The sequence below is a fragment of the Lactococcus sp. S64 genome, assembly GCF_016516525.1.
Classification (GTDB): domain Bacteria; phylum Bacillota; class Bacilli; order Lactobacillales; family Streptococcaceae; genus Lactococcus; species Lactococcus lactis.
This window is the reverse complement of sequence record NZ_JACVUQ010000001.1, coordinates 152,121-165,857: the sequence shown is the minus strand read 5'-3', so window position 1 is coordinate 165,857 and position 13,737 is coordinate 152,121. Positions and strand designations below refer to the sequence as shown.

10 protein-coding genes are annotated in these 13,737 nt (G+C 35.6%); 2 read left to right on the top strand and 8 right to left on the bottom strand.

All coding sequences use genetic code 11. The features are described 5' to 3' along the window. Positions 1–63: 63 nt before the first annotated feature. The 8 genes from IAE51_RS00785 to IAE51_RS00750 all read right to left on the bottom strand — a co-directional run bounded on the left by IAE51_RS00785 (position 64) and on the right by IAE51_RS00750 (position 11,419). Entirely contained in the window at positions 64–1,308 is a 1,245-nt protein-coding gene (locus IAE51_RS00785) for an XcbB/CpsF family capsular polysaccharide biosynthesis protein (RefSeq protein ID WP_200094485.1), read from the bottom strand. 225 nt (positions 1,309–1,533) lie between these two features. Continuing rightward, positions 1,534–2,280, bottom strand: coding sequence for a class A sortase (locus IAE51_RS00780; RefSeq protein ID WP_200094483.1), 747 nt, complete (start codon positions 2,278–2,280; stop codon positions 1,534–1,536). Between the two features lie 117 nt (positions 2,281–2,397). Beyond that, the gene (locus IAE51_RS00775; RefSeq protein WP_012897724.1) at positions 2,398–3,483 is read right to left on the bottom strand and encodes an FAD:protein FMN transferase; all 1,086 of its coding nucleotides are present in this window, start codon (positions 3,481–3,483) and stop codon (positions 2,398–2,400) included. A gap of 83 nt (positions 3,484–3,566) precedes the next feature. Next, complete coding sequence (gene gyrA, locus IAE51_RS00770) at positions 3,567–6,056, bottom strand: DNA gyrase subunit A (RefSeq protein ID WP_010905763.1); 2,490 nt, start codon at positions 6,054–6,056, stop codon at positions 3,567–3,569. Positions 6,057–6,302: 246 nt separating this feature from the next. After that, positions 6,303–7,769, bottom strand: coding sequence for an APC family permease (locus IAE51_RS00765; protein ID WP_200094481.1), 1,467 nt, complete (start codon positions 7,767–7,769; stop codon positions 6,303–6,305). 172 nt (positions 7,770–7,941) lie between these two features. Next, positions 7,942–8,577 (bottom strand): SDR family oxidoreductase, encoded by a 636-nt coding sequence (locus IAE51_RS00760; RefSeq protein ID WP_200094479.1) that lies wholly within the window; start codon positions 8,575–8,577, stop codon positions 7,942–7,944. Between the two features lie 66 nt (positions 8,578–8,643). After that, positions 8,644–10,467: a translation elongation factor 4 gene (lepA, locus tag IAE51_RS00755; protein ID WP_033899449.1), complete on the bottom strand. Its 1,824-nt coding sequence runs from the start codon at positions 10,465–10,467 to the stop codon at positions 8,644–8,646. 286 nt (positions 10,468–10,753) lie between these two features. Further along, a complete protein-coding gene (locus IAE51_RS00750; RefSeq protein WP_012897719.1) occupies positions 10,754–11,419 on the bottom strand; it encodes an acetolactate decarboxylase in 666 nt (221 codons plus the stop codon). Between the two features lie 109 nt (positions 11,420–11,528). Between IAE51_RS00750 and murT the strand changes: the two genes are divergently transcribed. Beyond that, positions 11,529–12,878 (top strand): lipid II isoglutaminyl synthase subunit MurT, encoded by a 1,350-nt coding sequence (gene murT / locus IAE51_RS00745; protein WP_003132046.1) that lies wholly within the window; start codon positions 11,529–11,531, stop codon positions 12,876–12,878. Continuing rightward, positions 12,879–13,664 carry a lipid II isoglutaminyl synthase subunit GatD gene (gatD, locus tag IAE51_RS00740; RefSeq protein WP_021722506.1) on the top strand — a complete coding sequence of 262 codons (786 nt, stop codon included), beginning with the start codon at positions 12,879–12,881 and terminating at the stop codon, positions 13,662–13,664. Positions 13,665–13,737: the final 73 nt, after the last annotated feature.

Below are 13,737 nucleotides of genomic sequence, written 5' to 3'. Positions count from 1 at the left end.
TCATTTTTTCAATAATTTTTCATCCATTTTTATATTTGGAGGATAATCAAAAACCTTGATTATTTACAAGGTTTTTTCATCTATCGTATTCTCTATTGAATCGCATCCATAAAGAAATTCATTAATTTTCATCAAGAGCAGGGGGATATTACGATTTACAAAATCTCCATGCATTTTCCCACCATAGGGCTGATAATCAAATTGTTCATCTGCCAACTTCATACGATAAGTTTTAAGTGCTAACTTCCAAGTTTTTAATTGAATAATAAATGGATAAGTAATCGGAACTTGAGGGCTTGTTATTACTTGTATTTTTTCAGCTGATAAATTTGTTTTTTCCAATAATTGATTGAGCTTATCTACGAATGAAACAGGAATACAATCAAACATTAATTGAACATCAGCAGATTGCAACCAGGGACTACGATCTACGACAGGATCCATTGATACAAGTGCATAATTTCCAAGTAATCCATGGTAAAGTGCACCCATACCCCCGCGGGAAGAACCGGCACATAGTATATTCTCCCTAAGTATCCCTTCTTCTTCGGCTGTTTTTGCGATTAATTCCTGAATATTTTGTTCATAATCTCTAAAATTGGGAGTGTTGAGATAATAAGAACCATTAATTAAATTACTATCGGCAATTCTTAATACCACTGTATTTTTAGCAATAGAGTCTGTAATTCCTTCAAAAGGATTAGGAAAGAAGTTTTCCCGAGCATTCCCGTGATTGTAGCTCAATAGTCCTGGGAACCAAACCAAAAGTTTTTTAGTAAAAAAATCAGGCTGGTTTTGCGAAAGCTCTAAATCATAAAAAACTCCTTTATATTGCTTTAATCCAATTTCTAAATCTTTTCTCTTAACAGCATAAGCCCGACCGGCATAATAACCGTCAATGGTTTTATCTTCTAAAAGAAGCTGACGTAGTTTTTCATTTGCCACTGACCCTGTTTCCATACATGCTGCAACTAAATCATTTTCAATCGGGCAAAGGCTATCAAAATAATCATAACCGATTAAATCAGTAGCAATCAAAGCAACTTGAAAATGTTCCATTCCTGGACGAAGCAAATGACTTTTTTGCATTTTTTCTATCTGACCTTCAAAAATACAAGTGACGTGCCCTTGACTATCTAAAATTAATAGCCGCTCATTTTCAATTTTCCATTTTTGTTCAAAGTCACTATGCATTCCTTTTATCTTACCGTCAGGTTCAAATGACCAGATTCCCCATTTTGTATAGCTTGGCAATTGACAAAAATAAAATATTTTCCCCAGTAAAAAATTATATAATTCTTCATTCATTTTGTTTTTCCCTTTTTGTTTAATTTATGACGACTGTTGCATTTGCTTTTACGATTTGAACTATAATTTTGTAAAATATATCTTCATTCACAATATGTTATTTAAATTACTTTTTTTACTTTATTTTACAATAGAATTATACTCCTATTCTCATTTTTAATCAATTACTTTGAAATCAAAAAGTCCCGTGAGTTTCACGGAACTTTTTGATTTAGATTTCTTAAATCAGAAATTTTTAATTTGATTATATTTGGTTTCAAATGCATTTTTCATGGTATCAGTTGCTTTATCGTAAGATGTCTTATCTACAAAAGTTCCATGTACAATGATTCGATGAGTTGCCTCAGCATCAGCACAGGTTACTAAAGTGATTTCTTTTTTACCTGGACTATTATTGATTACTTCAACATGTTCTGGCGTCACTACATCAATCTTATCAATTTTATACTGATAAATATTATCTTTATCAGTCACATAAATTGTCATTCCTGCTTTTGCTTTCTCTAACGGAGTGAATAAGATAGATAAGTCAGAAGTAAATCCAGTCATATTATGACCAGCCAAACTATAATTACCTTCACCCATGACTTCGTCAGCTTTCATTGTTCCCGCTCCATATAAAAGTGAAGTATTTCCAACCCCTTTAAAGATAGGAAGATTGATATTTAATTCGGGAATTGCAATACCACCAATTACAGGTAGAGGTTGACTATTAAACTGGTTGGTAAGGACTGATTGAAAATCTACTGATTTTACCGCAGCAAAATCAAAACTCACATCAGCTTTTTTGTTTTTTTCTATCTTTTCTTGTGAAACATTATGAAGTTGATATTTATTACTATTTGTTGCAATCAACATGTTACGAATTGGCTTATTAAAAATTAAGACTAACCCTACTATAAATAGAAGAACAATAAACGTATTTAACAGCCAGTTATATTTTCCTCTTTTAGTTTTTTTACGCTCTGCCATTTTACCCACCTTGTCTTTTTGTGTACTCTTTTTATTCATTGTATCATGCTTTAAGTTCTGAGTCAAAAGTTTTAATTGTTTTACAAAAAAATCTTGCGTATAGCAAGATTTAAACAATTATTTTAAGTTTGTAATATTACCAACTTCAAATGTTTTTTTATCTGAAAGCTGAAATTTGTCTTTCAGTCCAGGTGTGATATAAACCTTATTATCTTTATCAACAAATACAGCCTCAACGTTTTTCAACTTTTCAACGTATTCGTAACCTTTTTTAGTTCCCATAGCGTATATCATTGTTGACAAACCATCACCATTGGTCTTATCTTTTCCTGAAATTAACAAGGTGATACTGGCAATATCATTCTCAAAAGGATAGCCTGTCTTAGGATTTAAAATATGACTGTATTTATGCCCATCAACTTCTAAATATCTCTCGTAAATTCCTGAAGTATTGACGTGCTCATTAGAAGCTTTAATAATCCCCATTTGAGTCCCAGTTGGATCATTTGGATTCTTAATTCCGATTGTCCACGGACTGTCAGCACCTCTCGGTGAATGACCAATCACATAAATCGAACTAGAACCCAAGTTGACAATCCCTGTGGTAACACCATCTTTTTTGAGTGAATCAACCATTTTCATGGCAACAAACCCTTTGACAATGGAACCCAAGTCCAAACGAGCGCCTTTTTGTGTCAGATAAATTGTTTCATTTTTATCATCAAATTTTATGTCATGATAATTAATTAAAGGCAAAACTTGATCAATTTCTGATTGAGCAGGCTTTCTAGCGTTATCCATTCCAATATTCCAAAGACTTGTCAGTGAACCAATTGTAATATCATAACCTAAATCTTTAGCTGAATAGTTATAACCAGCTTTAACTAATTCATATACATTTGAATTCACCTTGATAGGTTTAATTCCTGCATTTTGGTTAATCTCATCAATTTGTGAACCTGATTGATTAACGGTTGTTAAATTATTGTATTCAACAGGAAGTTTTAGAGCCTTTTCAACTGCAGCTTCTTTTCCTTTGTCATAAACAGTGACTTTAATGTAAGTTCCCATTGTCGTCACGTCTTTATTAATTGGTGACGTTAATAAATTACGATTATCTTTTTGACTAGATTTTCCATTAGCGCAAGCACTTAAGCTAATTAAACTAAGTGCTGCTAGAACCCAAATTATTATTTTTTTCATTCTCTAATTTTTACTGACAGACCTGTCAGCACCATCTTATTCAGTCAGAAAGTCTGTCAGTAACTGGCAGACTTTCTTTTCAATTATTCTTCGTTATTGTCAGTAGAAATTGTTTCATCAGTAAGTTCTGGCGCATCAACTTCTTCATCTTCAATGACTGGATCTACAAGTGCAAAGGTTACAATTTGTGCTTCATCATCAAGTCGCATTACTTTAACCCCTTGGGCAGCTCGACCAGTTTGAGAAATGTTAGCCACATTTGTACGGATAATAACCCCTGTATCTGTAATAACCATCAAATCTTCGTCACCATTGACAGCAGTTAAACCAGCTAATTTACCAGTTCTTTCTGTGACATTCATGACTTTCATCCCTTTACCACCACGGCCTTTTGTTGGATATTCCGAAGCCTGAGTTCGTTTACCAAGACCATTTTCTGAGATGACAAGAACTTCTTGACTATCATCAATTCGTGAAGTTCCAACAACATAGTCGCCTTCTCTGAGGTTAACCCCTTTAACACCGGCTGCTGCACGTCCCATATCACGAACAACTGCACCTTTAAAGCGAACTGAGTATCCCAAATGAGTTCCGATAATCACCTCATCTTCACCCGAAGTTCTAAGCACATTAATCAGTTCATCACCATCTCGGAGTTTCAAAGCCTTCAAACCATTTGTCCGAATATTGCTAAATTGACTGGTTGAAGTTCGTTTAACAATTCCATTACGTGTTGTGAAGAAGAGATATTTCGCCGCTTGGTCACGGTCAACATTGATGATTGTTGCAATTTTTTCACCGTCATCAAGCTTGAGGAGATTGACAATTGGCAATCCTTTTGCTGTCCGACCGTATTCAGGAATTTCATATCCTTTCATTCGGTAAACACGTCCAAGATTTGTAAAGAAGAGTAAATGATCATGTGTTGATGTAGATACCAAATGTTGAACAAAGTCATCATCAGACATTCCCATTCCTTGAACACCACGTCCACCACGATTTTGGGCACGGAATTCGTCATTAGCTAGACGTTTGATATATCCTTTATTTGATAAAGTAATCAATACATCTTCTTCCTCAATCAAATCTTCATCTTCAAGAGTAAGAACTTCACCAACTAACAATTCTGTTCGACGTTTGTCAGCAAATTTACGTTTAACTTCTTCTAATTCTTCACGAATAATTTTCTTAACACGTTCAGGTTTTGCCAAAATATCGGCTAAGTCAGCAATCAAAGCGACTAAATCTTGATATTCTGCCTCAATTTTATCACGTTCCAATCCGGTCAAACGACGCAAACGCATATCAAGAATAGCTTGCGATTGTTTTTCAGAGAGGAGGAATTCATCCATCATTGTTTTTTGTGCAATGGCATCCGTTTGTGATTCACGGATAATTGTAATGATACGGTCAATATTGTCAAGAGCGATACGTAAACCTTCCAAGATATGTGCGCGTGCTTCTGCACGTGCTTTATCAAAGGCTGTACGACGTTCAACAACTTCTATTTGATGTTCAATATAATCAACTAAGATTTCTTTCAAAGAAAGAATTTTAGGAATTCCTTTTTCAATCGCCAACATATTGAAACCAAATGAAGTTTGCAAACTTGTTAGTTTGAACAGATTATTTAAGATAACGTGTGCTGATAAGTCACGACGAACTTCGATAACCACGCGAATTCCTTCACGGTTGGATTCATCACGAACCGCAGTCAATCCTTCAATTCGTTTTTCATGGTTTAAACGAACAATATGTTCAACCAAACGCGCTTTATTGACCATATAAGGTAATTCAGTCACAACGATACGTTCTTTTCCACCAGCCATTTCTTCAATGTGGGTTTTTGCACGTAATGTAATTGAACCTTTACCAGTTTCATAAGCACGGCGAATACCAGATTTACCCATAACCAAAGCCCCTGTTGGGAAGTCAGGTCCAGGAATCACAGACATTAAATCAGTAACTGATGCTTCTGGATTTTCCATGAGCATATCTACTGCATCAATTGTTTCACCCAGATTATGTGGTGGAATGTTTGTTGCCATCCCAACGGCAATCCCTGTGGTTCCATTAACTAAAAGGTTTGGAAAACGAGCAGGTAAAACGAGCGGTTCACGTTCAGTACCATCGAAATTGTCCATGAAATCAACGGTATTTTTGTTGATATCGCGCAACATTTCCATGGCAATTTTACTTAAACGAGCTTCGGTATAGCGCATCGCTGCGGCACCGTCTCCGTCCATTGAACCAAAGTTACCGTGTCCGTCAGCAAGCATATGACGATAAGACCACCATTGAGCCATACGTACCATTGCTTCATAGATTGAACTGTCTCCGTGTGGGTGATATTTACCCATAACTTCACCGACAATACGTGCTGATTTTTTATGTGGTTTATCTGGAGTATTTCCAAGTTCATTCATTCCGTAGAGAATACGACGGTGAACGGGTTTTAAACCATCACGTACATCAGGAAGTGCCCGTGCAACGATAACTGACATTGCATAGTCACGAAATGACGTCTTCATCTCCTCAACTAAATTGACATTGATAACATTTTTGTCTTGCATGTTTGCCTTGTAAAATCTCATTAAAATGAAATTTTACTTTCCTTTCTTGCTTTCGGAAGAGTTTGCCCCAATTGACAAACAGATTATCTATATTATACCAAATTTTGCACGAAAAGTCAGCTTTTCTCATAGATATAGACTAGTTTTTACAATTAATCCTTAGATATTTTTAAGAATACTTATCCTTTTGTTTTATTCTAAAATATACATCAAAAAAACCCTGAAAAAATCAGGGATAATCTGGCTTTATTCCACATTGAGCGAATTTAAATCAAGACCATTTGTTTTGCGTTGTTCACGACGAGCAATGAAAGGCAAAAGCATACCTAGTAAAATTAAAACAATTGGTGTCAAAATATTCGATGCAAGTTGGAACCACCATGCAGATGGATTAGCAGCATAGTCCAATTTTGGAACCATCCCTAACACGCAGGCGATGAGTGTAAAGAGGAAACACCAAGCACCAGCAATCATGGCTAGACGTTTTTGTTTGATAAATTTATATTCAGATTGAAAATGTTTTACTGCCCGATTTAACATAACGAAGGCAAAGAAGACCCAAAGATAACGCATTGGCATCACAACTGAATTTAAATTAGTCAACCATTTAACCAATTCATTCATATCTCCGATTCCAAGTAATGGTAAAAGAATAATGATACTAACAAGAATCCCTGTTAATGTATAACCATTTTTAAGCGTTCCTTTGTTCGTTTTTTTACGCAACCATGCTGGAACGAATTCTGGGTCAGCATCAGCAAGTAAAATGCGTAATGGCGCATCAATAGAGAAAGCTAAGGCAGCAATTTGTCCTACACCGTTAGTTAAAGCATAAACAATCATTAAAAAGTTTCCGACACCAAAGTGTTGACCTAAAATTTGGAATGCTGCATAAGCACCATTAGCCATCAAGTCATTTGGTAAATTACCGCTTGAAAAAATCATTCCCATGGCAATCGAACCTAAGACGGCACAGATACCAACCATTCCAGCAAGCAAAAACATCCCTCTTGGAAATTCTTTTGCTGGGTTTTTCGTTTGATTAACATAAGGAGAAATTTTTTCAGCACCACCGACAGCGAAAACTAGCATTGAGATAGTTGTGAAATAACTAAAGTCAAATTTAGGGATATAAGTTTTAATATTTCCCATGTCAGGCGTTGCAATGTGGAAATCTTTTGCGATAAAAGGTGCTCCAATCGCCATGACAATGAAAAGTAAACTCATAACAAACATTGCTGTTCCCGCAAGCCCTCCAATCACTTTCAGAGTATTTAACCCTTTTGTTGACAACCATAAGAAAGCTAAAAAAATTGCTAAGGAAGCCAGAGCAACAGCGGTCATTGACATCTGATTAACCAGATTTCCGTTTCCTTGACCCACCCAACCAAAAGCAATCAAAATCGCTTGTGGTTTTTGAGCCAAATAAGGAATGTGAACTACCCAATAAGTCCATGCGGCATAATAAGCCAAGCGTTTTGTACTGGTATTTTCAACCCATGAACTGACCCCACCTTTACTATCTTTAAAAGTTGAACCCAGTTGACCAACAATAAGTGCATAGGGAATAAAGTACAAAGCCAAAATTAACAGCCATGAGGTAACAACAGTAATTCCTTGTTGGGCAAAGTTATTAACAACATTCCCCATTCCCCAAACCATGTTAAAGGCAATGAATGCGACGGTAAACCATCTAATTTTTTTTGTGTCCATAAAACTCCTTAAATTTTTTTGAATAAATCGCGGACATTGACAATTTATTGTTTAGCGCTTTCTTTTAAGCGTCATTAAAATTATAAAATATTACAGACTCTCCTGTCAATTTTTTACTGTAATCAAAAAAGATACTTAAATTTTTAAGTATCTTTTAAATGTTAAGAAAAGTTTAAAGACTTTCAAGAGCTTCTTTAATCGCCGTTTTTCCATTGTGCATTGAAATGACTTTTCCAATTGAATGATCGGTCATCACTAATTCTTTGATAGTATCTGCCACATCTCCTATCGTGTTACTTGCAGAAACCTCATCATTAATATCAATCAATCCTGTTGCCTCTTCCTCTGTTAATGATCCAGGTTGAATGATTGTATAATCTAAATTTGTTTCTTTAGTAAGATATAAATCAGCAAAATGTTTAGCAATATAATAATCTTTTAATGCATCAAAGCCGGCACCAATCCATTTTTCTGGTTGAAGAGAAAAAATCGTACTTAGTAAGATAAATCGTTTAACTTCTGCTTTCTCAGCTGCCTGCATGAGTTTGACAGCCCCATATAAGTCAACTTTCAATAAACTTTTTCCACCTGAGCCTGAAACATTAATAATTGCATCCATTCCATGTAATTGTTTGGCCATTTCCTCTGGTGTCCAATCAACATCAAAATGAACCGCTTTTACATTATTATATTGAGGAACTTGCTCAACTTTTCTTGCTCCAGCATAGATTTGATGGTCCGTTATTGAGAGAGATTTAAGCAAACTTTTACCTACACGTCCGGTACTTCCAACGATAAATATTTTCATTTTCTACCTCTTTTCTACTTCTTTTATTGTAACAAAAAACCACCTTGATGCTGATTTTAAGATGTTTTATTCTTCATCCATTGAGAGCACAGATAAGAAGGCTTCTTGAGGGACTTCTACTGAACCAATGGCTTTCATCCGCTTTTTACCGGCTTTTTGTTTTTCAAGGAGTTTTCGTTTGCGGGAAATATCTCCACCATAACATTTGGCCAATACATTTTTACGAAGAGCTTTAATATCTGAACGGGCAACGATTTTATTTCCGATAGTCGCTTGAATTGGCACTTCGAATTGTTGACGTGGAATGAGTTTTTTAAGTTTTTCAACAATGACTTTCCCGCGTTCAAAGGCAAAGTCTTTGTGGACAATGAAACTTAAGGCATCGACTTTTTCAGCATTTAAGAGAATGTCCATTTTCACAAGATTTGATGGACGATAATCAGAAATCTCATAATCAAAGCTGGCATAACCTTTAGTTGATGATTTAAGTTTATCAAAGAAATCAAAGACAATTTCACTCAATGGAATATTATATATGATATTGACCCGATTTGCGTCTAAATAATCCATTGTTAGGAAAATTCCACGTTTCCGTTGAGCTAATTCCATAACCGGACCAACGAAATCATTTGGTACCATGATTTGAGCTTTAACAAATGGTTCTTCGATGTTTTCAATGCGCGTAGGATCTGGGAATTCTGATGGGTTGGCTACTTCAAGGGTTTCACCGTCCGTTGTATTGATATGATAAACAACGGATGGCGCGGTCATGATCAAATCAATACCAAATTCACGTTCTAAACGCTCTTGAATGACATCCATATGCAAAAGACCGAGGAAACCACAACGGAATCCGAAACCAAGCGCTTGCGATGTTTCAGGTTCAAAACGAAGACTAGCATCGTTTAATTGAAGTTTTTCTAGGGCTTCGCGCAAGTCATTGAATTTATTTGATTCAATTGGATAAATCCCCGCAAATACCATTGGATTCATTTCTTTATAACCCTTTAGGGCCTCAGTTGCTGGATTTGATGCGAGGGTCACGGTATCTCCGACACGTGTATCCGCAACGGTTTTAATAGATGCAGCTACATAACCAACATCTCCAGCCATCAAGAAATCACGAGAAACAGCTTTTGGTGTGAAAATACCAACTTCTGTGACATCAAATTCTTTACCGTTACTCATCAATTGAATACGGTCCCCAACTTTAAGCGAGCCGTCAATGACCCGAATTTGAAGGATAACGCCTCGATATGCATCATAAACTGAGTCAAAAATCAAAGCCTTGAGCGGAGCGTCAACTTCACCTTGAGGGGCAGGAACTTTCTCAACAATTTGTTCAAGAATTTCTTCAATACCAATCCCAGCTTTGGCTGAAGCAAGAACGGCTTCAGAGGCATCTAAACCAATCACATCTTCAATTTCTTGACGAACCATTTCTGGGTCAGCAGCTGGTAGGTCAATCTTATTGATGACTGGTAAAATTTCAAGGTCATTATCCAAAGCAAGATAAACGTTTGCAAGGGTTTGGGCTTCGATTCCTTGTGCGGCATCAACAACTAATATTGCTCCCTCACAGGCAGCAAGGCTTCGTGAAACTTCATAAGTAAAATCGACGTGACCCGGCGTGTCAATGAGGTGGAAAATATAAGTTTCACCATCTTTGGCTTTATAATTTAACTCAATAGCATTTAATTTAATGGTAATTCCGCGTTCACGTTCAAGGTCCATTGAGTCAAGAAGTTGGGCTTGCATTTCTCGTTTTGAAACAGTTTCAGTTTGCTCGAGAATACGGTCAGCAAGTGTTGATTTTCCGTGGTCAATATGGGCGATAATCGAAAAATTACGAATTTTTTCCTTACGCGCGTTCATTTCTTGTAGATTCATTTTGATTCCTTTATAAGAGTTCTTGTGGACCTAAACTGGTTTGAAATTCACTTTTCATCCACTGAACTTTCTTTTTGCTTTTTTATAACTAAAAATCAGTTAGAATAATTATAGCATATTTTGCAATAAAAAACCGCTCTTATTATGTAGAGAGCGGTTTTGTGAGAGCTATAATTACTTTTATTTTATAGCAAAATATTCTATAAATTACATTTTAATCAAATTACTGACTTCTCAATTGAATAGTAACAAAATTTGAGAAGCCTGTCTTCTATATCAGACAAAATTATTGAAATAAGTGCTGGTCAAAGTTTTCATCATTGTCAGGAAATTCTTGGTCAATTTTGGTTATTTTACCAATTTCAATCTCAAGATTTTCTGTAATGAAATTTTGGACATGTGCAGTAAAAGTTTTATCATCACTGACAAAATGTAAGTGAAAACCAAGACCAAAAAGGTCAGTCAAATGTTTTGGCGCCCAAACTCCAACCATAGTTCCAGAAATATTTTCTTTTGTAAAATAAGGTTGGTCAGCCATAATTTCGTCATAAGGACGAGTGTTATTGGCTGGTTTGCTACTGACTGTCACTTCTTTGAATTGACCAGTCATAACAATAGTATAAGCGGTATTTGCTGTTGGAAATCGCTTGGTCAGTGCTGACAGAAAATCTTCTGAATTACTGACAGAGCTGTCAGTAAACTTTGCGATTGGCTGATGTTCGACCATTGCCACATAAGGCATTGTCTCATCTTCTTCAACTAATCGGACATGATTTTCTGAGTCCCCGTGATAAGCGATTCCATTGATAATGGTCACTTCTCCATTTGCAGTATCAAGTGTGCCGATACCGACTGATCCGTGTTCTAGTGCTTCTTTGAGGGTAATCGTTCCCTTGTAAAAACCACTAGAAAGTGTCGTAAAAGTATTGTGTTGGAATATTCTGCTATTCATAATGATATTATTTTATCACTTTTTTTTGTTAGTAGTATCAAATATGTTTTATAAATTTTTTTCAAATTTTATAGAGCAAAAAATCCCTGTATTTGGTATAATATTGCTTATGACAATAAAAACTTCATTTGCAAAGTTTGCTGGTAATTCATCGCGCTTTGTCTTGGAAAAATTTTTCAAGCGCGGTTCAACTTTACCAGGAAAAATTGCTTTAAAATTTGATCCTGAAATTCTTAAATCACTGACAAAAAATTATGAAATCATTGTTGTGACTGGGACAAATGGAAAAACATTGACCACAGCACTGACCGTGGGAATTCTAGAAAAGGCTTTTGGACCGGTTGTGACAAATCCAACTGGGGCTAATATGATAACGGGGATTGTATCCACATTTTTGAAAGCTCCCAAAGCGAAAACTGGCGAAAAGAAATTTGCTGTTCTTGAGATTGATGAAGCGAGTTTGCCAAAAATCACTGAATATATCAAACCTTCGTTATTTGTGTTTACTAATATTTTCCGTGACCAAATGGACCGCTATGGCGAGATTTATACAACTTATGACTTTATTGTCAAGGGTGCGGCAAATAGTCCTAAAGGTACGGTTTTGTTAAATGGCGATAGTCCACTTTTCAACTCAAAAAAATTAGTTAATCCTGTAAAATACTATGGTTTCAACCATGAAAGCCATGAACCTACTCATGCTCATTACAATACTGAGGGGATTGTTTGTCCGGTTTGTCATCATATTTTGGCTTACAAGATGAATACCTATGCTAACTTAGGAAATTATATCTGTGAAAATTGTGGTTTTAGTCGTCCAGAATTAGATTATCAACTGACAGAATTATCAGAGATTACAAATACTTCTTCTAAATTTGTAATTGATGGGACAGATTATAAAATTAATGTTGGCGGACTTTATAATATTTATAATGCTCTTGCTGCTGTATCTGTCGCTGAATATTTCAATGTGCCAAAAGAAACAATTGCGGCTGGTTTTGAACTTTCCAAAGCAGTTTTTGGTCGTCAAGAAACGCTTGAAATTGATGGAAAAAAAGTAACCATTGTTTTGATTAAAAATCCAGTAGGTGCTAATCAAGCCCTTGAAATGATGAAATTAGCCAATTATCCTTTCACTTTAGTTAGCCTTTTAAATGCCAATTATGCTGACGGAATTGACACAAGTTGGATTTGGGATGCTAATTTTGAATTAATTAATGATATGGAAATTGACCAAATTATCACAGGTGGTGTTCGTTCATCTGAAATGGCTAGAAGAATGCGTGTGACAGGATTTAATGCCGAAAATATTTCTGAACGCAAGGAACTTTCAGAAGTTTTAGAGGCAATTAAAGAGAGTCCAAAAGAGCATGTTTATATTTTGGCAACTTACACTGCCATGTTACAAATGCGTGAATTATTGGCTGAGGGTCATTATCTTGGAAAGGAAATGCGTTAAATGGCTTATATCTCTTTAAAATCAAATCTTGAAAATCCAAAGTATTCCCTCAATGTGGCTCATCTTTATGGTGATTTAATGAATACTTATGGTGATAATGGAAATATTCTCATGCTCAAGTATGTCGGAGAAAAATTAGGGGCAGAGATGACCTTCAATATCGTTTCTTTAGGTGATACTTTTGCAAAAGAAGATTATGACCTTGTTTTCTGGGGTGGTGGTCAAGATTATGAGCAAGAAATTATTGCTGACCAATCATTGCTTGACTTGTCAGCACCTTTAAAAGATTACATTGAATCTGAAAAACCACTTCTTGCAATTTGCGGTGGTTATCAAATGCTCGGTCAGTACTATGTTAATTCCGAAGGGACAAAAATTCAAGGAACGGGAATTCTTGGACATTATACTGAAAATTTACGAACTGACCGTTTTATTGGTGATATTGAAACTCACAATGAAGAATTTGGTGAAACTTATTATGGTTTTGAAAACCATTCAGGAATTACCTATCTGTCTGATGACGAAAAGCCACTAGGAACTGTCGTTTACGGTGGTGGAAATAATCCAGATGACCAAACAGAAGGTTTAATTTACAAAAATACTTTTGGAACTTATTTCCATGGGCCAATTCTTTCAAGAAATGCACGACTAGCTTATCGTTTGGTGACTACTGCTCTTTACCAAAAATATGGAGAAGAAATTCAACTCCCTGCTTTTGAAGAGATTTTAGCTGACGAAGATAAAGGCCAACAAATTGGTGACCTCAAACGTAAAGTTGAAAAATAATAAAAAAATTACTGATGAAATTTCTGTCAGTAATTTTTTTATTTCTTAAAAAGCTGTCAGTAAAATTTTTAAT